This window comes from Tenacibaculum sp. Bg11-29 (assembly GCF_002836595.1).
Taxonomy (GTDB): Bacteria; Bacteroidota; Bacteroidia; order Flavobacteriales; family Flavobacteriaceae; genus Polaribacter.
On the sequence record NZ_PJBB01000003.1, the window covers coordinates 2,948,643 to 2,972,155 of the forward strand.

The window sequence follows — 23,513 nt, forward strand, 5'->3', positions numbered from 1 at the left end:
AAACGTTGTAAGCACTTAAGCTAAACAACATATAATTTTTTATTATGCATAAAGGTACCGTAAAATTCTTCAACGAATCAAAAGGATTTGGATTTATCACAGAAGAAGGATCAAACAAAGAACATTTTGTACATGTTTCAGGATTAATCGACGAAGTTCGTGAGAATGACGAAGTTGAATTCGAATTACAAGAAGGAAAAAAAGGATTAAACGCTGTTGACGTAAGAGTATTATAATATATATTATTTATTACCAGAGTAAACTTTTTAAAAAAAGCCTATCAATATTGATAGGCTTTTTTGTTTTTTAAATAAACTTATCGTTTTCTGTAAGATACCTAAGTTTTACATTAGGTATGTTTTTTTAGAAAGAAATAATATTTGTAAGTGAAAATCAAAAAGTTGGCATTATCTTTGCAATTCAATAAACGTTGTAAGCACTTAAGCTAAACAACATATAATTTTTTATTATGCATAAAGGTACCGTAAAATTCTTCAACGAATCAAAAGGATTTGGATTTATCACAGAAGAAGGATCAAACAAAGAACATTTTGTACATGTTTCAGGATTAATTGACGAAGTTCGCGAGAATGACGAAGTTGAATTTGAATTACAAGACGGAAAAAAAGGATTAAACGCTGTAGACGTAAGAGTATTATAATATATTATTATTATCAGAATAAACTTTTAAGAGAAGCCTATCAATTAGTTGATAGGCTTCCTTATTTTTAATAAGTAAATAGTTATAATGAAGGACGGGAAAAATAGAACTAATATAAAAATAGGGGGGAGCGTTGATGTGGTGCAAAAAAATCACCAAAGAACGGGAGAATTAACCTCAGGAATTGTGAGTAGAATATTAACAAACTCAGCACAACATCCTCACGGAATTAAAGTTCAACTAGAATCAGGTATTGTAGGGAGAGTAAAAAAGGTATTAGAAGAATAAGTTTAATATTTTTACTTTGTTAATGAAATATATAATAAAAGCTCATTCTATATAGAATGAGCTTTTATTATTAAACCTTGTGTTGTTTTAGTTTTTTTACACCATCTATTAAAAACCAACTTGCAAATAATAGTCTTACAAGTAAGAATATATATTTATTATCTGTTTTAAAATTGAATAAGACTCTGTATTCTTCTTGATTATTAAAAAAAATAGAAATAGTTCCAAATAAAATAAAAAAACCTATAATTAGATATACATAAGGCATTACTTTCTTCATTAATGAACAGGGATTTTTATAGTATAAGTTTTTCTACTTTTATTATTAAGCCTTATTTCTCGTAACCAAGGATTCACTAGCTTTAAATCTTTATAAGTAATTCCGCAATTTTTAGCAAAGTTTGCAATATTAGTTATAGTAGTATCTACTTTAACTTCATAGGTATGAGGGAATGTATATAAATCTTCTTGATCGTAAACAAAACCATATTTTTTTGGATTTGATAATACTTCTTTTAAAGCCAAAATTCTAAAAATATACCTACCTGTTTCAGCATTTAAAAGTAAATCATAATAATTATTGGTTTGTTGTTGTCTCATACGTTGAGATATTCTACCATTACCAGCATTATAAGCAGCAGCAGCTAAGGTCCAAGAACCTAATTTTCTTTTTGCCCTTTTTAAATACTCTGCAGCAACTCTTGTTGATTTTTCTAGATTATAACGCTCATCAACATTTTTGTTTACCTCTAAACCATACTCACGACCAGTGGCAGGCATAAAATGCCAATATCCAGCAGCTCCTTTTGATGAAGGAATATTAATCAAACCACTTTCAGCAACGCATAAGTATTTAAAATCATCAGGCAAACCATATTTTTCTAATAAAGGTTCGATAATAGGAAAAAACTTATTTGCACGCTTTATAAGTAGTAGCCCGTTAGATTGCCAATAGGTATTTACTAATAGTTCACGATCCATGCGCTCTTTAATATCAGCTTTATTTAAGGGTACAGGTTCTCCTGCGAGTTCCATATTATCAGGTGTTTTAACAGCTCTAATTTCATAACTCTCAGCCACATTTTTTATTTCAGGCTCATTAGATTTACTTATTGTATTTGTAAATAAAATCGTTACAAAAACAATGGCTATAAATGAGAATAATCGTATATATTTTTTCATTTTATTTAATTTTTCTTTTCAATTAACAAGTTAATAAATTAAAACATTCCTTTTCTATAATTTTAGAAATACTTTTAGCTTTATTTAAAATCATGATATGAGTTCCATTCTCAATTTCAATGTAATTCTCTATATGTTTTGCAGGAAAAACTTCATCATCATTTCCGTGTATATGAATTATGTTTTGTATTGCTTTTTCCTGTTGCCAGTGTAATACATTATAAATAGCCCATTGTAAATACTGTTTGTCTCTTATTGATAAGTATATTTTGTATAATTCGGCTCTTTTTTTTAAATAATCATTAAAAAAATAATGCTCATAACTTTCAATATTAGCTATGATTTTTGAAGGAAAAAGTTTGTAGACACCTGTTATTTGAGCTAATTTTAAGCGTTTAGGTAATTCACTATTGCTTTTTATACTAGAGATTATAATTAACTTTTCATAAGGAATTAGCTTACTCATTTCTTGTGCCATAATACCTCCAAAAGAAACACCTACGAGTATAATATTTGTATGTTGAATGTTATTACACATTCTCTGTGCATATTCTTGTATGCTTTCATTTATAGAGTTAGGTAATAACCATTCTAAAAAGTGAAGTTCAAAATGATCTTCAGACAAAGAAATATACTCAAATATTTTTGAATTGGCAGCTAAACCAGGCACAAAATACACGTGAGTTTTTTGCATTATTCTATCATTTTTTTATTTAACAAAATACTTTCAATATATTCATGAATATTAATTAACTCATCAGGAATATCTCTCCATAAACGAATTTTAACTTGTTTGTCATTATAGGTTATAAAAGTATTTGCTAAACCTACAATACTAGGGTCGTCATATTCATCTTTAAAGTTTTCAAAGCCTTTTGCACTAAACATAGTATTTAGCTTTTCAAATTCTTTCTCAGAAAGCTTAAATTCATGTTTTCCTTCTTTAAGTACGTATTTTATACCTTTGTAGATTACATTTCCTTGTTTATCAATAGAAAGTTCATATACAGCACAATCACCGGAACAGGGTGTTTTTTTTATACTTACAAGAGTATTTTCTTCTATTTTAATTAAATTACTTACTGTTTTATCAGTATTGATATTAACCAATTTAAAAGCGTTTGTTTTTTTTAATTTCTCTAACCAAAAAGCTCTTTTACCTTCAGGTACAGTAATAACTCCAATTTTTGATGTATTTTTATCATACACCATTTTTTGAAAAGATAAACCACTATCTTCAATTAAAGATTTAGCACCTTCAATATTTTTAGGGTTTTTAAAAATAACAATAAGTTCGTTTTCTATTGTTTTAGGTATATCAACAGTTTTCTTTAGTATAACTTTTTTTTCTTCAATTTTTGTAGATTTTATTTTTGTTTCCTTTTTAGGAACACTACAAGCTAATGTTAAAGCAAAAGATAATAGTAATAAATATCTCATATTTTTATTTTTAGTAATTTAATAACTACTCACAATTTAAGCAATAACTTGGTTTTTAACAAAGTTAAAGCGAACTAAACCATCTTCATCAATTTTAGTTAAAGTTACTGTATGTAAGGTATTTATTAATTCAGGATTCCAAGGGGTTTTTACTTTTACATAATTTTCTGTAAAACCATATATGTAACCTTCTTTATTTTCACTTTCAAAAAGTACTGTTAATGTATTTCCTATTTGAGTTTCATAAAAAGCTCTACGCTTTTTAACGGATAAGCCACGTAACATTTTACTGCGTTTTGCACGTGTTTTTTTAGGAATTGTACCATCCATTTCAACGGCTTCAGTATTTGGTCTTTCAGAATAGGTAAATACATGTAAATACGAAATATCCATTTCGTTTAAATAATTGTAAGTCTCTAAAAATAATTCATCTGTTTCACCAGGAAAACCAACAATAACATCAACACCAATACAAGCATTTGGCATTACTTCTTTTATTTTAAAAACTCTATTAGTGTAGGTTCTCGTTAAATAACGGCGCTTCATTCTTTTTAATAAATCATCGCTACCTGATTGTAATGGGATATGAAAATGAGGAACAAATGTTTTAGAATTTGAAACAAAATCAATTGTTTCATCTTTTAATAAATTTGGTTCAATAGATGAAATACGCAAACGATTAATTCCATTAACTTTATCTAATTCTCTTACGAGTTCTAAAAAAGTATGTTCGTGTTTTTTATTACCAAACTCACCTTTACCATAATCACCAATATTAACACCAGTTAAAACGATTTCTTTAATTCCTTTTTCTGAAATTTCTTTGGCGTTTTTTAACACATTCTCTAAAGTATCAGATCTAGAAATACCACGAGCAAGTGGAATAGTACAGTAAGTACATTTATAATCACAACCATCTTGTACCTTTAAGAAAGCACGTGTACGATCTCCAATAGAATAAGCACCTACGTAAGAATCAGCTTCTTCAATTTCGCAAGAATGTACCTCACCAATATCATTTTTGGTTAAGTCATTAATATAGCTAGTAACGTTAAATTTTTCGGTAGCTCCTAGAACTAAATCAACCCCATTAACATTTGCTAACTCTTCAGGCTTTAATTGTGCATAGCAACCAACACCAATTATAAAAGCATCATCGTTTTGTTTTAAAGCAGATTTTACAATCGATTTAAAACGTTTATCAGCGTTATCTGTAACAGAACATGTATTAATTACATATACATCTGCTTTTTCATCAAATTCAACACGATCAAATCCTTCGTTTACAAAGCTTCTAGCAATGGTAGAGGTTTCAGAAAAATTTAATTTACATCCTAACGTATAAAAAGCTACTTTTTTATCTGCATTCATTCTTTTAATATCCTTAATAAAAAGCAAAAGTCTTGTATAAGTCTTTATTTTTTTAGAAGTTCGTATAGTGTATTTTTATAAACCTGCTTTATACAGCATTTATTAACTGCAAAATTACAATTTTATTCATGATTTTTGAAACTGAAAGACTACTGATTAGAAAACTTACTATGTTTGATTTAGACAGCTTTTTTAAATTAGAAAGTAATCCGTTAGTTTTAAAATATGCAACAGGCGATATAAAAACAATTATTACATGTGAAAAAGAATTAAAAAATTTAATAGCGAGGTATGAAAAGAGATTAAATTATTTTTTTATTTATGCAGTAGAAAGAAAAAATGATACTGTTTTTATAGGAACAGTAGCTTTAGTAAAGGATAATATAGATGACGAGATAGGGTATCGATTTATTGAAGAATATTGGGGTAATGGTTATGCTACTGAAATTTGTGAAGGATTAATTACTTATTGTAGATCTGTAGGAATGAAAAAAATTGTGGCTTATGTTGTTGATGCTAATATCGCTTCCTCTAAAATCTTAAAAAGATTTAATTTTGTAGAAGTTAAAAAGTTTATAAGTGAAGATATAGGCTTACCTGAAACAAAATATGAATTACTCCTATGATAGAAGTTTTTTAATGTCATCATATTATGTTAGCTGTAATTTTTCAAAGGAAAAACAATATGTAACATACAGAATCTAGAGATATGAGAAGAGAAAAGTGATATGAATAATATCAACTACGAATTTGTAAGGTAGAAGGTGAATATAGACTTAAAATAGTAACAAATAAATGTACGCAGCAATTTCAAAAGTATTAAATAAGTTTTTAAAACAGCATGTTATTTTTAAATACGGGTTTAATATATCACCAATGTATCGTCGGTCTACAGGTAAGATTATTAAAGTATCTGATGATTTACTTAATGTGAAAGTTAAAATTTCGATTAGTTATAAAAATAAAAACTATGTAGGTTCTATATTTGGCGGAAGTTTGTTCTCAGCTACTGATCCTATATTTATGATTCAGTTAATGAATGTTTTAGGGAATGATTACGTAGTTTGGGACAAAAGTGCAAGTATTAAGTTTAAAAGACCAGCAAAAGAAAACTCATATGTTGATTTTATTTTCACTAAAGATGAAATTCAAAAAATAAAAGAACGAGTAGTTCGTGAAAAAGAAATAGATTTAATAAAAAACATTAAGATAACAAATAAAGAGGCTTCAACTGTTTATGCAGAAGTTTCTAAAACGATATACATTGCAGATAAAATATACTATAAAGACAAGCGTAAAAAGAAGTAAGCTATTTAGTAGGATACTTTTTATTTTAATAATAATTTCTTCTTGTTCAAAAGAAAAGAATCAATTTGCTGACTCACAGGTTTTTCGTTATAATGAACATTCAAATATAACATCACTAGACCCTGTATTTGCAAAAGATCAGCGTAATATTTGGGCGGTAAATCAATTATTTAATGGGTTAGTACAGTTAGACGATAGTTTACGTGTACAACCTGATATAGCGAGAATTTGGACGATTTCTGAAGATGGAAAGACCTATAAATTTACGCTTAGAAATGATGTGTATTTTCATAAACATTTATTATTTGGAAAAGATTCAACAAGAATAGTTAAGGCAAATGATTTTGAATTTTCATTTAATAGATTATTAAATAAAAAAGTAGCTTCTCCTGGAGGTTGGGTATTACAAAATGTAGCTAGTTTTAAAGCAGAAAATGATTCTACTTTTATCATAAATTTAAAGCAAGCTTTTCCGCCTTTCTTAGGTTTACTAGCAATGAAATATTGTTCAGTAGTTCCTAAAGAAGCGGTAAGGTATTTTGGTAATAATTTTAGAGCAAATCCTATTGGTACAGGACCTTTTAAGTTTAAATTATGGGTTGAAAACACCAAGTTAGTTTTACGTAAAAACCCATTATATTATGAAAAAGATATAAAAGGAAAACAATTGCCATATTTAGAAGCAGTTGCAATTACTTTTTTACCAGATAAACAAAGTGAATTTTTACAGTTTATTCAAGGGAATATCGATTTTATGAAAAGTTTAGACGCTTCTTATAAAGATGATATTTTAAATACTAATGGAACATTAAAGGAAAAGCATAAAGGTAAAATTATAATGCAAACGGGAGCTTATTTAAATACAGAGTATTTAGGTGTTTATATGGAGGGGGAAGTTAAATATCCAACAAAATCAAAATTAATACGACAGGCTATAAATTACGGATTTGACCGTAAAAAAATGATTAAATTTTTACGTAATGGAATAGGAACACCTGCTACGAGTGGATTTATCCCTAAAGGATTACCGTCATTTAATAACCAAAAAGGATATACATATCAACCTGAAAAAGCTGCTGCTTTAGTTTTACAATATGTAAAAGAAACGGGAGATGAAAACCCTGAAATAACTATAACTACAAATGGAAATTATTTAGATTTATGTGAATTTATTCAACGTGAATTACAAAATATAGGATTACAAACAAAGGTAGATGTAATTCCACCTTCTACTTTACGACAAGGGAAGGCGAGTGGTAAATTACCTGTTTTTAGAGCGAGTTGGATTGCTGATTATCCTGATGCAGAAAATTATGTTTCATTGTTTTATAGTAAGAATTTTACCCCAAATGGGCCAAATTACACTCATTTTAAAAATGAAATTTTCGATAATCTATATGAAGAGTCAATAAAAGAAGTTGATGTTAAAAAACGTTATCAATTATATCAAAAAATGGATAGTATCATAATTGAAGAAGCGCCGATAATACCACTATATTATGATGAAGTAATTCGTTTTAGTCAAAAAAATATAAAAGGTTTAGGTATTAATCCTATTGATTTATTAAGCTTGAAAACGGTTAGAAAAGAGTAAAATAATATTATCGACTTACCCATTTACCAGGCCCAGCACGTTTCATTTTAGGCATACCTTCTGATAATAACATTTTTATATAACCGACTATAGCTAAGGATAAAATAGAAATAAAGAAGAGTAATAAAATTATTACAAAGAAAGGAACAGAATTACCATAAAAAATACTGTAAATAAGTAATGAATCAAAACCAATCATTAGAAAAGGAACGAAAAAATAAAAACCAATTAATGATGCTAGGTTTTTATAATTATCCATCGGGTGATTTAAAATAAAAAATAAAAGTCCTATAAATAAGAACGAAAAAACAAAGCAAAAAATAAAAGCGCCAACAGTTTTAATAATCATTGTAAAGCCAAGAGTAATGATAGTATCATTTGTTTCATCATAATGGACTTTATATGTTTTACCAATTTTTTTATTTGATGTAGAAAAATTTAACTCTTTATGAATTAAACTCCCTGTATTGGTCGTAAATTTAACTGTAGGTGTATACATTGTTTGGTATTCACCACTTTCATCATTATAATGCTCTTCACTAGTTGTACTAACAACTTCAGCATAATATTTATTTTCGGACACTGATACAGTATAAATATCTTTCAAACTATTACACATAAATAACCATGAAAAAATAGTGAAGGCGTTAATACTTAAAATAAGTAAACCAATATAACCAAAAGAAATACATCCTTTAGAATTCATTCTTCTAACGCAAAGAAATGTAGAAACAATTGTTATAACCAAAAAAAGTATTGTTTGTAATTTCATTTTTGTTGATTTTCTATAAGGTTATTTACTCATTTAAAGTAATTTAGTACCTACAGAAAGTTTGTAAGTATAATTGATTAATTATGTATATTTTTAAGTGTTATTAAATGTGATGTTTAATTATTTAATAAGATAAAGAGTAACCTTAAAAAGAGTAGTGTAGGTTATTAATTGAAAAACTCTTTTGAGTTTTTCCAATGTATATCCATTTCACCTAAAGTCATATCAGAAAGTTCTTTCCCTTCTTTTTTTGCCGCTTTTTCTAAGTATTGAAAGCGGTTGATAAATTTTTTATTCGTTTTCTCTAAAGCATTCTCAGGGTTTACTTTAATAAAGCGGGCATAGTTAATCAAAGAAAATAATACATCGCCAAATTCTTTTTCGGTGTTTTCTATGTTACCAGCTTTTATTTCTTCATTAAGCTCAGAAATTTCTTCTTGTACTTTTTCCCAAACTTGTTGTGGTTCTTCCCAGTCAAAACCAACACCAGCAACTTTCTCTTGTATTCTACTAGCTTTTACTAAGGCAGGTAAACTTTTAGGTACTCCTTCTAAAACAGATGTTTTTCCTTCTTTTAACTTTAGTTTTTCCCAGTTTTGTTTTACTTCTTCTTCATTTTCAACAACTACATCGCCGTAAATATGTGGATGGCGATGAATTAATTTATCAGAAATTGAATTAGCAACATCAGCAATGTCAAAATATTTTTTTTCACTACCTATTTTAGCATAAAAGACGATGTGTAATAACACATCGCCTAATTCATTCTTAATTTCTTCTAAGTCATTTTCTAGAATAGCATCTCCTAGTTCGTAAGTTTCTTCAATAGTTAAATGACGTAGACTTTCTAAGGTTTGTTTTTTATCCCATGGACACTTCTCACGAAGTTCGTCCATAATATCTAATAAACGATTAAAAGCGTCTAATTGTTGCTTACGAGTATTCATATTTTATTCTTCTTCTTCAGTTGTTGCTACCTCTACTAAAGAGCTAAAGTCAAAATCAGAATTAGCTAAAGTATTATACCATTGAATAATTTTTTTAATATTTGATGCGTATACACGTTCTTCATCAAATCCAGGTAAAACTTCACTAAAGTAAGATGTTAATTTTTTAGCACTTTCTTTATGAGATATAGCTTCTTTACCATCTTCTTTATCTGCTATGTTTTTTAACACTTTAGCTAAAGGAACTTCTTCTTCATAAGTATAGATAGCTATATTTTCTAATAAACTTACGTTATGAGTAGCTGTTATAGGAAAACGTTTACCATCAATAATTGATTTTACAATTACACCAGTTTTTGTTTGTGATAAAATTTCAAATAAACCAGGTTTTCCTGTTACAGATATAATTTTGTTAAATTCCATATGTTTTAATGTCTTTATATTTTATTTTTTCTTTGCATTAGGAAAGCGCATTCTATAATCAGCATTAACTTTTCCTTTAGAAATATTTTCTAATTTTTTCTTAATTAACCTTTTCTTTAAAGAAGATAATTTATCCGTAAACAATATACCTTCAATATGATCGTATTCGTGTTGAAAAACTCTTGCTGTTAAACCACTTAAAATTTCCGTATGCTTTTCGAAGTTTTCATCTTGGTATTCAATTGTAATTTTTTCTTGACGAAAAACATCTTCATTAACAGAAGGAATACTTAAACAACCTTCGTTAAAAGCCCATTCTTCACCTTCTTCTTTAATAATTTTAGCATTAATAAATACACGATTAAAGTTTTCGAAAGCTTTTCTATCTTCCTCTGATAAATTCTCATCATCTGCAAAAGGAGAAGCGTCAATTAAAAATAAACGGATATCTTTTCCAATTTGTGGAGCAGCTAATCCTAAACCATTAGCGTTATACATGGTTTCCTTCATGTTAGCAATCAATTTTTCTAACTCAGGATATTCCTTATCGATTTCTTGTCCTACTTTACGTAATACGGGATCTCCGTATGCAACAATGGGTAAAATCATGTTTTTTTAATTTTTTTAAGAATGCGAAAATACAAAGAATGGTTTGTCTATAAAATTATTTATTGTACAAATATGATTGTAAAATGATTGTAGCACTTATTTCATCAACCAAAGCTTTGTTTTGACGTTGTTTTTTATTTAATCCACTATCTATCATTGTTTGAAAAGCCATTTTAGAGGTAAAACGTTCATCTTCTCGTTTTATTGGAATATTAGGAATAGCTTTTTCTAATTTCTGTAAAAAAGGTATAATTAACGCTTCACTTTCACTATCTGTATTATCCATTTGCTTCGGCTTACCTAGTATAAATAAATCTACACTTTCTTTTTTAATATATTCTTTTAAAAAAGGAATTAATTCTTTTGTATTGACTGTTGTTAAACCAGAAGCAATAATTTGTAGTTCATCTGTAACAGCTATTCCTGTTCTTTTTTTTCCGAAATCTATGGCTAAAACTCTTCCCAAATTTGTTTTTAATTTTTTACAAAAATAATAGTTAAGTTTCTATAAAATTGCTAATTTTAAAATTAGTTAAAGTATATGCTAATTATTTACGTTTTTTAAACGTAAAACAAGTAATTTAAACAAGAAAAAAAGAGTTGTTTAAAAAATGTATATTCGCGTAATATAGAAATAGAGATTTTATATTTGAAGAAAATTTTAAAGATGACAGAATTACAATCTATTATAGAAAAAGCGTGGAATAATCGTGATTTGTTAAAAGAAGATAATACGATTAATACAATAAGAAAAGTTGTTGATTTATTAGATGCTGGTGAGTTACGAGTAGCTGAACCTACAGATAATGGATGGCAAGTAAATGAATGGGTTAAAAAAGCAGTTGTATTATATTTTCCTATTCAAAAAATGGAAACTTTAGAAGCTGGTATTTTTGAATATTATGATAAAATTCCATTAAAGAGAAACTTTAAAGAAAAAGGAATACGTGTGGTACCAAATGCAGTTGCACGTCATGGAGCATATATTTCATCAGGAACAATTTTAATGCCTAGTTATGTAAACATTGGAGCTTATGTAGATGAAGGTACAATGGTTGACACATGGGCTACAGTTGGCTCTTGTGCTCAAATAGGTAAAAATGTACACCTATCTGGTGGAGTAGGAATTGGTGGTGTTTTAGAGCCATTACAAGCAGCTCCAGTAATTATTGAAGACGGAGCTTTTATAGGTTCTCGTTGTATTGTTGTTGAAGGTGTTAGAGTAGAGAAGGAGGCTGTTTTAGGAGCAAACGTAGTTTTAACAATGAGTACCAAAATTATAGACGTTACTGGTGATACACCTGTTGAAACGAAAGGAGTAGTTCCTGCTCGTTCAGTAGTAATTCCTGGTAGTTATACTAAAAAATTTGCTGCAGGTGAGTATCAAGTACCGTGTGCATTAATTATTGGTAAACGTAAGGAAAGTACAAATAAGAAAACTTCGTTAAACGATGCTCTTAGAGAGTATGATGTAGCGGTATAAAAGTATAGCAAAACATATTTAAAATGATTATTGAAGATCCTTCAAATTTTAATAAAGATGAAAACAACGTAGATGTATCTATTATAATTGTTAATTATAAAAGTTGGAGTGATCTTCAAAATTGTTTAAATTCATTAAAGAAAATAACTCAAAAGACATTCTCTTTTGAGACTATTGTTATAGATAACTGTTCTAATGATGATAAGTTAACTGATTTTTCTAAAAATCATGAAAATGTTTTGTTTTTTGAAAATTCAGGGAATAACGGTTTTTCTAATGGGTGTAATACAGGTGCAAATAAGAGTAAAGGTAATTATTTATTATTCTTAAATCCAGATACAATAGTAAATGTAGAAGCACTGGAGAAAATGTTAAAGACTTTAAAAGAGAATTCTAATTTCGGAATAGTTTCTTCTAGTCAAACAAATAGTAAAGGTAAATTAGAAGACTCAATACGAATTTTTCCTCAGATGTTTACTTTATTTGGATTATCGAGAGCTGTTTTCAGGTTAGTTAATGATCGTTATAAAAAAATAGTGATTTCAGATGAGAAAAAGATATTTCCTGATTGGGTATCAGGTTCAACTATTTTTATTAGTAAACTTTGGTTTCATAAAATAGGTAAGTGGAATGAAAATTATTGGATGTATTTTGAAGATGTAGATTTATGTAAAAAAGTAACTGACTTAGGGGGGGAAATCTGTTTATTAAAAGATGTCTCTATTATCCATAATCATGGAGGAGCTTCAAGAATAAATGTTATAACAACAGCGTTAACAAAATCTCAAGTGTTAATTTCAAAACATATATATGTTAATACTCACTTTAAGGGTTTATCTAAAAGTATTAGTCAAGTTTTATTAATTAGTCAGAATATCTTTTCAAAATTAATTTTAGGATTTTTAGGTTTTATTTTCTTCTTTGTCCCTAAATTAAACATTCAATATCATTTATTAATTAATATGAAGAATTATTACTTTCAAGCATTAAAAAATAAAACTTGGTTAAGTTTTCGTTCAACTCAATTCCCTAAATAATGCGTTCAATTTTTTTTATTTCAAAACCGTTAGAATTATTGGGGGCTATTGAAGCTAGAAATCAATTTAATATAAAAAAAACGATTCTAATCATTAAAGCAAGTAAGAGTGATGAGAGTACCATTAATTATTTAATTGAAAAATCAGGGGACTGGAATGAAATAATTAGAACTAAAAGAAAATCGTCATACGGTTTATCTTGGCTAAAACTAATTTTAAAATTACAAAAAAAAGAGTATGATTATTTATTTACAAGGGCTTTTCCTATAGCTTCTTATTTTGTGAATAATTTAAATTATAATCATCTATACCTTTTAGATGATGGAAATGCAACTATTAATATAGCTAAAGAATTTAGAGACACAAATAATTTAACAAAAAGATTTTCTCTGTTTAAAGGGAAAAATAAAAAGGGATTTAAGTATGATTTTGTTAAGTTTATTTATAATGTTTATGGTGTAAAAATAGAAAAACAAGTTAGTAAAGTTGGTTTTTATACGTTTTATGATTTACCAAATTACCCTAATCAAGTTATAATTGAAAATGAATTAGATTGGTTTAAATCATTAAAAGTAAATGCTATTCCACAATCTTCAAACGAAGTGTATATTATAGGTACAGATATAGTAGGCGCTGGTATTGTTAATTTGAAAGATTATTTAATAACCTTAAAGAAAATAGCAGAATTATATAAAGAAAAAAAACTTATATATATACCACATGGTAGAGAGTCTAATGCTGAAATTGAAGAAATAAAGCAATATGTTAATTGCGAAATAAGAAGGAATGAGTTTAATATTGAGCTAGATTTTATATTACGTAATGAATACCCAGTTCATGTTGTAGGAACTATTACAACAGCGTTAATAACATTAAAATTGATTTATAAAAAAGACATTCGTGTAGAGTATTTTAATTTTGACGAATCTAAAGTTATAAAAGATAAAAGGAAAGATATTCATGAAATATATGAATATCAGAAAAAGTACATTGATTTTATTCAATTGAATTATTAATTATGCATGCAGATATTCAAAAAGCATTATTAACTTTAAATAATGGAGAAACAATATTATATCCAACAGATACTGTATGGGGTATAGGTTGTGATGCTACAAGTGAAGATGCTGTAAAGAAGGTTTATAAAATAAAGAACAGAAAGGAATCTAAAAGCTTAATTATTTTGGTAGATTCAATAGCTATGTTAAAAAATTACATAGAGATACTTACTGAAGAAACAATAGAACTTATAAAAACAGTAGAGAAGCCAACTACAATTATTTATAACAACCCCAAAAAATTGGCAAAAAATACAATAGCTTCTGATAATACCATTGCTATTAGAATACCACAGGATGATTTTTGTTTAAAACTAATAAGTGAGTTTGGGAAACCCATTGTTTCTACTTCTGCAAATATTAGTGGATTACCAACTCCAAAATCATTTACAGAAATAAGTGACGCTATTTTACAAAGTGTAGATTATGTAGTAGCTTTGCAGTTAAATAAAAAAGTAGTTAAATCATCTACAATTTTAAAATTAACAACAACTAATGAAATTAAAATAATCCGAGAGTAAAATTTAATTTCTTTGTGATAATCACCTCTAGAATTTCTATTAAAATTTATTTTTTGATTATTTACACCTAATACTATTATGCGTTATAAAACACCCAATTACTTAAAATTTTTATATGTAAACATTTTAAGTTTGTTCATTTTTGTTACTCTATTAAGAATTGCTTTTTATAGTTTGTTTATTGGTAAATTAACTGTTGATTTCAGTGATTTAATCCAAGCTATTTCTTTTGGTATTCGATTCGATTTAAAGTTAGCAATATTAGCTTTTGTACCGATAGCTTTCGGTTACTTTATATCCAAATATTTTTTTGTTAAGAAAATTGGTAAAATTATTTATCTTATATATACGAGTCTTTTGTATTTGATTATTTTATCTTTTTACTTGTTTGATTTTGGTCATTATAGTTATTTAAATTTAAGAGTCAATGCAAGTGCATTACGTTTTTTGGAAAATTTAAAAATTTCTACTCAAGTTTTTATGGAAAGCTATCCTGTTTATAAGGGAATAACTGTAATTTTAGTATTTTTTTTATTGTTGATAAAATATCATAGTTGGCTTTATACTAAATTTTCAAAAACCAATTTTGTGTCAACAAAAAAGAATAAAGTTATATTTTCAATAATTACATTATTAGTATTGACTTTTGGAGTATATAGCAGTTTACAGCATTATCCATTAAGGTGGAGTCAAGCTTTTTTTTCGAGTAATAAAGATTTGAATCAATTTTCATTGAACCCTGTATTATATTTTTTTGATAGTTTTAAGTTTAGAAATGAAAGTTACAGTATTGAGAAAACAAAAAAATACGCTCCTATAATTAATAATTATTTAGGTGTTAATTCTGATTCTATTAATTTTGAAAGAAAAAGTATCTTTAAGGATACTATAAAAAATAAACCAAATGTTGTTTTTGTAATGCTAGAGTCTGTAGGTAATGCATCTTTAAGTTACTATGGCAACCCTATTAAGAGTACACCTGTATTAGATAGTTTAATGAAAGAGAGTATCAGTTTTACCAATCATTATGTACATAAAGCAACAACGGCAGGAAGTGTTTTTAGTAGTATAACAGGTTTACCAGATATTGATAATGTAAAATCTGCTTCAAGAAACCCGATGATTATAAACCAACGAGTATTATTTAATCAGTTTAAGGATTATCAAAAATTATACTTATTAGGTGGTAGTGCTAATTGGGCGAATATTAGAGCAGTTTTTCAGGCAAATATTAATGATTTAAAAATTTATGAAGAAGGTAGTTATGAAGAGGAGAATAGAGCTGATGTTTGGGGGATAGATGATTATGATTTATTTAAAGAAGCTGATAAAATATTTAAGAAAATACATGATTCAAAGAAGCCATTTGTAGCATATTTACAAACGGCTACCAATCATATGCCGTTTACGGTGCCCGAAAAAAAAGAAAGTTATATTCCTTTGAAAGAACAAGATATTGATAAAAAGGTACTTGAAGAGTCTGGATTTAAATCAGTAGCACAATTAAATGCGCTTAGATATTTAGATTTTAATATAAATGAATTTCTAAAGAGAGCTAAAAAATCAGGATATTACGATAATACTATTTTTGTTTTTTTTGGAGATCATCAAACAGCAATGAATACAGTAACACATTTTAGACCAACTCATGCTCAATTAGGTCTTTTAATGCATAATGTTCCTTTTATTATTCATGCACCAAAATTAGTAGCACCTAAAGAAATAACAAAAAATGCTCATTTAGTAGATGTTGTTCCAACAGTTATGAGTTTAATAAAGCAAGATCATATTAATTATACATTGGGGCGTAATGTTTTAGATAGTTTACAAAAAAAACCTTTTTCTTTTATCTGTAGAAATATAAAAGGAGAACCAGCTTCTGGTATTATTAAAGATTCATTATATTATTATAAAACAGTTTATAATAAAAAGTATCAATTAATAAATTTGAAAAATAATTCATTAAAAGATATTAGTAAAAAAAATAAAGAACTAACTAAAAAGATGGATGATTTGCTTAGTTCCTTTTATCATAGTACAAAATATTTATATTTTAATAATAAAAAATAATTTAATAATCATCTTTACAGAATAATTAGATGCAAGAACAATACTATAAAGAGGCCATTTCTGCTGAAATATTTCAATACATAAGTAAAGCAACAGAAGAATTACAATTAGAAAGTTATGTAATTGGAGGTTTTGTACGTGATTTTATTTTACAAAGAGGTGTTGCAAAAGATATAGATGTAGTTGCTGTTGGTAGCGGAATAGAATTAGCAGAAAGAGTAGCTTCTTTGTTACCAAACAAACCAAAGGTTCAAGTTTTTAAAACATACGGAACAGCAATGTTACGATATAAAGATATTGAAATAGAGTTTGTAGGAGCTCGCAAAGAATCTTATAAAGAAAATAGTAGAAATCCAGAAGTAAAGGCAGGTTCGTTGCAAGATGATCAAAATAGGCGTGATTTTACTATAAACGCATTGGCTTTAAGTTTAAATAAGGAAACATTCGGCTTATTATTAGATCCTTTTGATGGAATGTCAGATTTAGAATCTAAAATAATAAAAACCCCCTTAGATCCTGATATTACATATTCAGATGATCCGTTACGGATGATGCGTGCCATTCGTTTTGCAGCACAGTTGAATTTTGTAATAGAAGCTGAATCTTTAAGTGCTATTGCAAAAAATGCAAAACGTATAGATATTATTACCAAAGAACGAATAATTGTTGAGTTAAATAAAGTATTAGATTCATCTAAGCCTTCTGTTGGTTTTTTATTGCTAGAGGAAACAGGATTATTAGAACGAATTATCCCAGAACTGATAGCTTTAAAAGGGGTTGAGGAACTAGAAGGGCAAAAACATAAAGATAATTTTTATCATACTTTAGAAGTTGTTGATAATATCTCTAAAAACACTGAGGATGTTTGGCTTCGTTGGGCAGCATTGTTGCACGATATAGGTAAGGCACCAACAAAACGTTATCATAAAAAACAAGGATGGACATTTCATGCACATGAATTTGTAGGTTCTAAAATGGTGTATAAATTATTTAAGCGATTAAAAATGCCATTGAACAATAAAATGAAATTTGTTCAAAAAATGGTAATGTTAAGTTCTCGACCAATTGTTTTAGCAAGTGATGTAACCGATTCAGCAGTTCGAAGGTTGGTCTTTGATGCCGGAGATGACGTAGATTCTTTAATGACTCTATGTGAGGCAGATATAACAACAAAAAATCCTAAAAAATTTAGTCGTTATCATAAAAATTTTGAACTCGTTCGTGATAAAATTAAAGAAGTAGAAGAGCGAGATAAAGTACGTAATTTTCAACCACCCATTACAGGTGAAGAAATTATGAAAGCTTTTAATTTAACACCGTGTAGAGAAATAGGAGAGATAAAAGAAGCTATCAAAGAAGCTATTTTAGAAGGTGAAATACCGAATGAACATGAAGCTTGTTATGATTTTATGATAGTAAAAGGGAAGAAGCTAGGTTTAGAAATATGTAATTAAAATTTTAAAATATAAAAAAAAGGAAAGTTTATGAACTTTCCTTTTTTTTTTATTAATTATAAATATTTAAGCTAGTGATTGCATACTCACTAATTTATAATACTCACCTTTTTTAGCTAATAATTCATCATGTTTCCCTTGTTCTACGATTTGGCCTTTTTTCATAACAACTATTTTATCAGCATTTTGAATGGTAGATAATCGATGTGCAATAACTAAAGATGTTCTATTTTTCATCATTTTTTCTAAAGCTATTTGAACTAACTGTTCAGATTCGGTATCTAAAGCGGAAGTTGCTTCATCTAAAATCATAATTGGAGGGTTTTTTAAAACAGCTCTTGCGATAGCAATTCGTTGTTGCTGACCACCAGACAATGAACTACCTCTATCACCAATTATAGTTTGGTATTTCAGAGGGAAATCATTGATGAAATCAGCGGCATTTGCTATTATAGCCGCGTTTTCAATTTCTTTATCAGTAGCAAAAGGTTTACTTAATTTTATATTATTAGCAATTGTATCATTAAATAAAGTGGCATCTTGTGCTACAACTCCTGTTAATCCTCGAAGTGATTTTTTAGAAACGTCTTTTATATTATTACCATCAATAAAAATATCACCTTTGTTTAGATCATAAAAACGAGTAATTAAGTTTGCTAAAGTAGATTTTCCGCTACCAGATTGTCCTACTAAAGCAACTGTTTTTCCTTTAGGAATTGTTAATGAAAAGTTTTTTAAAATATAGCTTTCGTCATATTTAAACGAAATGTTTTTAAATTGAATTTCCTCTTTAAAAATGGTTAACTCTTTAGGGTTATCAAGTTCGATTAATTCATTTTTGGTATCGATAACTTCAAAAATTCTTTGTGCAGCGGCGTTTCCGATCTTAATATTATTATTAGCTTTTGCAATTGCTTTTGCTGGTGTAAGTATATTGTAAGCTGCAGCCATAAAACCAATAAAAGTACCACCTAGTAATGTTTTATCAATCAAAACCATTTTACCACCATACCAAAGAAGCCCTGCAATTGTAACAATTCCTAAAAACTCACTCATAGGACTAGCTAGGGTTTCTTTTTTACTCATTTTGTTAGATAATAATCTAATATCTTCTGTTTGAGTATTAAATTTTGAGGTAAATAATTGTTCAGCGTTAAAAGCTTTAATAATTTTTAATCCAGAAATACTTTCTTCTAAAATTCCTAAGAGCCCACCGATTTTATAAGAAATTTCACCAGATTGTTCTTTTATTTTTTTACTTATAAATGAAATAACTAAACCAGAAACAGGAATAAAAGTAAAAATGAAAATAGATAATTCCCAACTTGTTTTTACCATTACAAACAATGTAAAAATAATATTTAATGGTTCCCTTATAAAAGTGATGATTAAATTAAGATAAGAATTATTAATAGTATTTACATCATTAGTACTACGAGCAATAATATCACCTTTGTTTTGTTTCAAAAAAAAAGAAAGTGGTAACGTTATTATTTTTTGATAAATAATTGTTCTAAGATCCTTTAATACATTATTTTTTAAAAAAACCATGGTTAGTTGTCCTAAATAACTAAATAAATTTTTAAGTAAAAAAACAATAATTACACATAGTACTACATATAGCAGCGTTTTTTCCTGTCCATAATTTTCATTTGTGTGGGTAACATAATAATTTAATAAATTACTTAAATATTCTTTATTTAGAGAATTACTAAAACCTAAAAATTGAGGTTTTATAAAAACTTTGGGTGTTTCGCCAAATAAAATATTTAAAGTAGGCATTAAAATAACGTATGATAGAGTGGTAAATAACGCATACAAAATATTAAGAATAATACTTAATATTCCAATTGATTTATAAGGACGTGCGTAATTAAAAAATCTTTTAAAATAATTCATCTATAAATTTAATCCTTTGATAATTCTTTGAATTTTAGTGTCTAATTCTTTTTCAACAGCAACTGCATTATTAATAGTGTCTAAGGTTGTTCTTACACTAAAATAGAATTTTATTTTTGGTTCAGTCCCACTAGGACGAGCTGCTATTTTTGTACCATCTGTAGTTTGATAAATTAGTACATTCGATTTAGGAATATCCATAATTACCTCTTCACCAGTAATCAAATTCTTTCTAATAGACGCTTGATAATCATATAAAAACTCCACTTTTTTATCGTCTATTTCAGTAAAAGGAGCACTACGTAAATCTGCCATCATTTGTTTGATTTCATTAGCACCATCCATTCCTTTTTTAACAATAGAAATTAAGTGTTCTTTATAAAAATGATGACGTGTGTATAAAGTTAATAATTCATTGTAAAAAGAACTATCGTTTGCTTTTGTATTTGCGGCAATTTCGCAAGCTAATAAAGCAGCAGTTACAGCATCTTTATCACGAACAAAATCACCAACCATATAACCAAAACTTTCTTCACCACCACCTATAAAATCAAGTTCTGGGTGGTCTTTAATCATCTTAGCTATCCATTTAAAACCTGTTAATCCAACTTTAGTTTCTACACCATAAGATTCAGCAATTTCATTTACTAAATTAGTTGATACAATTGTAGATCCTACAAATTGTTTTCCGTTTAATTTACCTTGCTTTTCCCAGTCATTAATTAAAAAATAGGTCATCATACTCATAGTTTGATTTCCGTTTAATAATTTCATATTACCTTCTAAGTCACGAACAGCAATACCTATTCTGTCCGAATCAGGGTCAGTTCCTAAAACAATATCAGCATCAATTTTATTCGCTAAATCAACAGCCATTTGTAATGCTTCCGGTTCTTCTGGATTTGGTGATTTTACAGTAGGGAAACTTCCATTAGGCTCAGCTTGTTCTTCAACAATATGAACTTGTGCATATCCAGCACGTTTTAAAACTTCAGGAATTAATTTAATAGCAGTACCATGTAAAGAAGTAAAAACAATTTTTAAATCTTCACGGCCTTTTACATTAAAAGTTCCGTTTTTAATAGATGCTAACCAAAAAGCTTCGTCTATTTCATTTCCTATAGAAGAAATAAGGTTTTCATTGGAGTTAAAGTTAATATCTGTATATTCTAAAGAATTTACTTCGTTAATAATTCCTTTATCTTCTGGAGGTACGATTTGACCACCATCAGACCAGTATACTTTGTATCCGTTATATTCTGGAGGATTATGAGAAGCTGTCAATACAATACCAACATCACATCCTAAATGATTTACCGCAAATGATAACTCGGGGGTAGGGCGTAGGTCTTCAAAAAGAAAAACTTTAATATTATTTGCAGAAAAAACATCCGCAACAACTTTAGATAACCATTTACTATCATGACGACAGTCATAACCAATGGCTACTTTTAATTCTTTCTTAGGATAAATTTGGTGTAAATAATTACTTAAACCTTGCGTTGCTTTACCTAAAGTATATTTATTTATTCGATTGGTTCCTGCTCCGACGATACCACGCATTCCGCCAGTACCAAATTCTAAATTTTTATAAAAGCGATCAGCTAAATCACTAGAGTTAATCTCTATTAATCGTTGAATCTCATTTTTAGTTTCTGAATCAAATGAGTCAGAAAGCCATAATTTTGCTTTATTTAATGTCTCTTTCATATGTCAAATTTATAAAGTACAAAAGTACATGTTTTAAAAATTCAATTTTTCTTTAATTGCATAATGTTTTTGTTGCGGATTACTTTTTATAATTAATTCACCTAAAAAACCAGCTAAAAATAAAAGTGTTCCTAAAACCATTGATGTTAAAGCAATGTAAAACCAAGGATTGTTTGTTACCAAAATGGTTTTTACACTAGTAGATAAATGGTAGATTTTTAACACCCCAATAAAAAAAGCGGCTAAAAAACCGAATATAAACATTAAACTACCCCAAAGGCCAAAGAAATGCATTGGGCGTTTTCCGAACTTAGAAAGAAAAGAAATAGTAATTAAATCTAAAAACCCGTTAATAAAACGATCCATACCAAATTTAGTAACACCATATTTACGAGCTTGGTGTTGCACTATTTTTTCGCCAATATTATTAAAACCTTCATTTTTCGCTAATACGGGAATATAACGATGCATTTCACCACTTACTTTTACTGTCTTAATGACTTCGTTTTTGTAGGCTTTTAAACCACAATTAAAATCATTTAATTTTAAACCAGATGTTTTACGGGCTGCCCAATTAAATAATTTAGATGGAATGTTTTTCGTCATAACATTATCATAACGTTTCTTTTTCCATCCAGAAATTAAATCGAAATTTTTATCATTTATTAAATTGTATAAACCAGGGATTTCATCAGGACTATCCTGTAGGTCGGCGTCCATTGTTATAACAACTCTTCCTTTGGCTAAACCAAAACCGGCATCTAAAGCCTGAGATTTACCATAGTTTTTTTGAAAACGAATTCCTTTTACTGATTTATTTTTTTCTGATAATTGTTCAATTACTTGCCAAGAAGTGTCGGTGCTACCGTCATCAATAAATATAATTTCATATAAATAATTATTGGATTGCATAACCGTTGCAATCCAATTGTGTAATTCTTGTAAAGATTCTTCTTCGTTAAGAAGTGGTATTACTACCGATATATTCATATTTATTTGGTACAAAATTTAAAAAGGTAAAGTTACGAAGTCTTTCGTAAACTTTATAACTTTACCTTTTTAAAAGTATTCTTTAATATTGATCCTCTTCAGTTTTTTTCATAATTGCCCCTGCAATAGCTGAAGTTACAAAACCTAAAAAGACATAAAATAATAAACCTAAAGCATCACCAATAATTGTTCCTTGAAATTTAGATTGCATAGCTAATTGAGCTTCAATTTGTTCTTCTGTTAAACCAGCATCTAAAAATTTTCCTGTTTGAAATTCATTAAGTTGGTTATAAAAATCTGGTTCAATAACACCTGTAAATATATGAGTATATAAAATACTAATAAGAGCACCTAAAGCAACAATACCAACACCAATCTTTATAGCTTGTCCCCAGGCTAAAAAGCCATAATTTTCTTTTTTGAATTTTTTGATTGCTAAAGTAGGTAGACCTATAATACAAACAGCTAAGGCAATCATATTAATTACACCACCTATTGTATCAAATGTCATTCCTAATGCATATATTATTAAATTGATGAAAATTATAATGCCACCATAAATTAATCCGTAATTTAAAATAATGTTTTTACTATTTGCTTGATTTTCCATTTTATGAATTTAGTTAGTTTAACAAATGTATTATTTTGCTTTTGAATCGAAGTTATCTCAAAAAAAGTTATTTAACAATATGTTAG

Annotated in this window: 26 protein-coding genes; 12 read left to right on the forward strand and 14 right to left on the reverse strand. The window is 27.8% G+C overall.

The window, feature by feature from the left end:
* Positions 1–44: 44 nt before the first annotated feature.
* From CXF68_RS13470 to CXF68_RS13480, 3 genes are all read left to right on the forward strand, one after another.
* Positions 45–236: a cold-shock protein gene (locus CXF68_RS13470; RefSeq protein WP_064968137.1), complete on the forward strand. Its 192-nt coding sequence runs from the start codon at positions 45–47 to the stop codon at positions 234–236.
* A gap of 233 nt (positions 237–469) precedes the next feature.
* Positions 470–661 carry a cold-shock protein gene (locus CXF68_RS13475; protein WP_101045483.1) on the forward strand — a complete coding sequence of 64 codons (192 nt, stop codon included), beginning with the start codon at positions 470–472 and terminating at the stop codon, positions 659–661.
* Positions 662–748: 87 nt separating this feature from the next.
* Positions 749–949, forward strand: coding sequence for a YwbE family protein (locus CXF68_RS13480; RefSeq protein WP_101045485.1), 201 nt, complete (start codon positions 749–751; stop codon positions 947–949).
* A gap of 70 nt (positions 950–1,019) precedes the next feature.
* Here the strand turns inward: CXF68_RS13480 and CXF68_RS13485 are convergent, their stop codons facing one another.
* Genes CXF68_RS13485 through mtaB form a run of 5 tightly spaced genes read right to left on the reverse strand, consistent with a single transcriptional unit; the run spans position 1,020 to position 4,942 of the window.
* On the reverse strand, positions 1,020–1,229 hold the full coding sequence (locus CXF68_RS13485; RefSeq protein WP_101045487.1) for a hypothetical protein: 210 nt from the start codon (positions 1,227–1,229) through the stop codon (positions 1,020–1,022).
* Positions 1,229–2,131: a lytic transglycosylase domain-containing protein gene (locus tag CXF68_RS13490; protein WP_101045490.1), complete on the reverse strand. Its 903-nt coding sequence runs from the start codon at positions 2,129–2,131 to the stop codon at positions 1,229–1,231. Before CXF68_RS13490 ends, CXF68_RS13485 begins: the two co-directional genes overlap by 1 nt.
* A gap of 22 nt (positions 2,132–2,153) precedes the next feature.
* The gene (locus CXF68_RS13495) at positions 2,154–2,825 is read right to left on the reverse strand and encodes an alpha/beta hydrolase (RefSeq protein ID WP_101045493.1); all 672 of its coding nucleotides are present in this window, start codon (positions 2,823–2,825) and stop codon (positions 2,154–2,156) included.
* Complete coding sequence (locus CXF68_RS13500; RefSeq protein WP_101045496.1) at positions 2,825–3,571, reverse strand: DUF6438 domain-containing protein; 747 nt, start codon at positions 3,569–3,571, stop codon at positions 2,825–2,827. The genes CXF68_RS13495 and CXF68_RS13500 overlap by 1 nt, the downstream gene beginning before the upstream one ends.
* 36 nt (positions 3,572–3,607) lie before the next feature.
* Complete coding sequence (mtaB, locus tag CXF68_RS13505; RefSeq protein WP_101045499.1) at positions 3,608–4,942, reverse strand: tRNA (N(6)-L-threonylcarbamoyladenosine(37)-C(2))-methylthiotransferase MtaB; 1,335 nt, start codon at positions 4,940–4,942, stop codon at positions 3,608–3,610.
* Positions 4,943–5,070: 128 nt separating this feature from the next.
* Between mtaB and CXF68_RS13510 the strand changes: the two genes are divergently transcribed.
* From CXF68_RS13510 to CXF68_RS13520, 3 genes are all read left to right on the forward strand, one after another.
* On the forward strand, positions 5,071–5,568 hold the full coding sequence (locus tag CXF68_RS13510) for a GNAT family N-acetyltransferase (protein ID WP_101045502.1): 498 nt from the start codon (positions 5,071–5,073) through the stop codon (positions 5,566–5,568).
* Positions 5,569–5,737: 169 nt separating this feature from the next.
* Positions 5,738–6,250 carry a PaaI family thioesterase gene (locus CXF68_RS13515; protein ID WP_101045505.1) on the forward strand — a complete coding sequence of 171 codons (513 nt, stop codon included), beginning with the start codon at positions 5,738–5,740 and terminating at the stop codon, positions 6,248–6,250.
* Entirely contained in the window at positions 6,180–7,844 is a 1,665-nt protein-coding gene (locus tag CXF68_RS13520; RefSeq protein WP_101045507.1) for an ABC transporter substrate-binding protein, read from the forward strand. Before CXF68_RS13515 ends, CXF68_RS13520 begins: the two co-directional genes overlap by 71 nt.
* Before the next feature lie 7 nt (positions 7,845–7,851).
* On the opposite strand, the gene CXF68_RS13525 is transcribed toward CXF68_RS13520, so the two are convergent.
* From CXF68_RS13525 to ruvX, 5 genes are all read right to left on the reverse strand, one after another.
* Positions 7,852–8,616 (reverse strand): hypothetical protein, encoded by a 765-nt coding sequence (locus tag CXF68_RS13525; RefSeq protein WP_157821934.1) that lies wholly within the window; start codon positions 8,614–8,616, stop codon positions 7,852–7,854.
* Between the two features lie 167 nt (positions 8,617–8,783).
* Positions 8,784–9,563 (reverse strand): nucleoside triphosphate pyrophosphohydrolase, encoded by a 780-nt coding sequence (gene mazG, locus CXF68_RS13530; RefSeq protein ID WP_101045514.1) that lies wholly within the window; start codon positions 9,561–9,563, stop codon positions 8,784–8,786.
* Between the two features lie 3 nt (positions 9,564–9,566).
* On the reverse strand, positions 9,567–9,986 hold the full coding sequence (locus CXF68_RS13535; protein WP_101045516.1) for a DUF5606 domain-containing protein: 420 nt from the start codon (positions 9,984–9,986) through the stop codon (positions 9,567–9,569).
* A gap of 21 nt (positions 9,987–10,007) precedes the next feature.
* Positions 10,008–10,595 (reverse strand): peptide deformylase, encoded by a 588-nt coding sequence (gene def / locus CXF68_RS13540; protein ID WP_101045518.1) that lies wholly within the window; start codon positions 10,593–10,595, stop codon positions 10,008–10,010.
* Between the two features lie 55 nt (positions 10,596–10,650).
* Entirely contained in the window at positions 10,651–11,061 is a 411-nt protein-coding gene (gene ruvX / locus CXF68_RS13545) for a Holliday junction resolvase RuvX (protein WP_101045521.1), read from the reverse strand.
* 201 nt (positions 11,062–11,262) lie between these two features.
* On the opposite strand from ruvX, the gene CXF68_RS13550 reads away from it, so the two are divergent.
* The 6 genes from CXF68_RS13550 (at position 11,263) to CXF68_RS13575 (ending at position 18,218) form a co-directional block, all read left to right on the forward strand.
* Complete coding sequence (locus tag CXF68_RS13550; protein ID WP_101045524.1) at positions 11,263–12,078, forward strand: 2,3,4,5-tetrahydropyridine-2,6-dicarboxylate N-succinyltransferase; 816 nt, start codon at positions 11,263–11,265, stop codon at positions 12,076–12,078.
* Between the two features lie 23 nt (positions 12,079–12,101).
* Positions 12,102–13,115: a glycosyltransferase family 2 protein gene (locus CXF68_RS13555; protein WP_101045526.1), complete on the forward strand. Its 1,014-nt coding sequence runs from the start codon at positions 12,102–12,104 to the stop codon at positions 13,113–13,115.
* Positions 13,115–14,131 (forward strand): hypothetical protein, encoded by a 1,017-nt coding sequence (locus CXF68_RS13560; protein WP_101045527.1) that lies wholly within the window; start codon positions 13,115–13,117, stop codon positions 14,129–14,131. The genes CXF68_RS13555 and CXF68_RS13560 overlap by 1 nt, the downstream gene beginning before the upstream one ends.
* Before the next feature lie 2 nt (positions 14,132–14,133).
* On the forward strand, positions 14,134–14,694 hold the full coding sequence (locus tag CXF68_RS13565; RefSeq protein ID WP_101045529.1) for an L-threonylcarbamoyladenylate synthase: 561 nt from the start codon (positions 14,134–14,136) through the stop codon (positions 14,692–14,694).
* A 588-nt stretch (positions 14,695–15,282) separates the two neighbouring features.
* A complete protein-coding gene (locus tag CXF68_RS13570) occupies positions 15,283–16,764 on the forward strand; it encodes an LTA synthase family protein (RefSeq protein ID WP_232771659.1) in 1,482 nt (493 codons plus the stop codon).
* Between the two features lie 29 nt (positions 16,765–16,793).
* On the forward strand, positions 16,794–18,218 hold the full coding sequence (locus CXF68_RS13575; protein ID WP_101045533.1) for a CCA tRNA nucleotidyltransferase: 1,425 nt from the start codon (positions 16,794–16,796) through the stop codon (positions 18,216–18,218).
* 66 nt (positions 18,219–18,284) lie between these two features.
* Here the strand turns inward: CXF68_RS13575 and CXF68_RS13580 are convergent, their stop codons facing one another.
* The 4 genes from CXF68_RS13580 to CXF68_RS13595 all read right to left on the reverse strand — a co-directional run bounded on the left by CXF68_RS13580 (position 18,285) and on the right by CXF68_RS13595 (position 23,427).
* The gene (locus CXF68_RS13580) at positions 18,285–20,117 is read right to left on the reverse strand and encodes an ABC transporter ATP-binding protein (RefSeq protein ID WP_101045535.1); all 1,833 of its coding nucleotides are present in this window, start codon (positions 20,115–20,117) and stop codon (positions 18,285–18,287) included.
* A complete protein-coding gene (locus tag CXF68_RS13585) occupies positions 20,118–21,827 on the reverse strand; it encodes a phospho-sugar mutase (RefSeq protein WP_101045537.1) in 1,710 nt (569 codons plus the stop codon).
* A gap of 33 nt (positions 21,828–21,860) precedes the next feature.
* A complete protein-coding gene (locus CXF68_RS13590; RefSeq protein ID WP_101045539.1) occupies positions 21,861–22,817 on the reverse strand; it encodes a glycosyltransferase family 2 protein in 957 nt (318 codons plus the stop codon).
* An 82-nt stretch (positions 22,818–22,899) separates the two neighbouring features.
* The gene (locus tag CXF68_RS13595; RefSeq protein WP_101045541.1) at positions 22,900–23,427 is read right to left on the reverse strand and encodes a DUF4199 domain-containing protein; all 528 of its coding nucleotides are present in this window, start codon (positions 23,425–23,427) and stop codon (positions 22,900–22,902) included.
* Positions 23,428–23,513 lie beyond the last annotated feature (86 nt).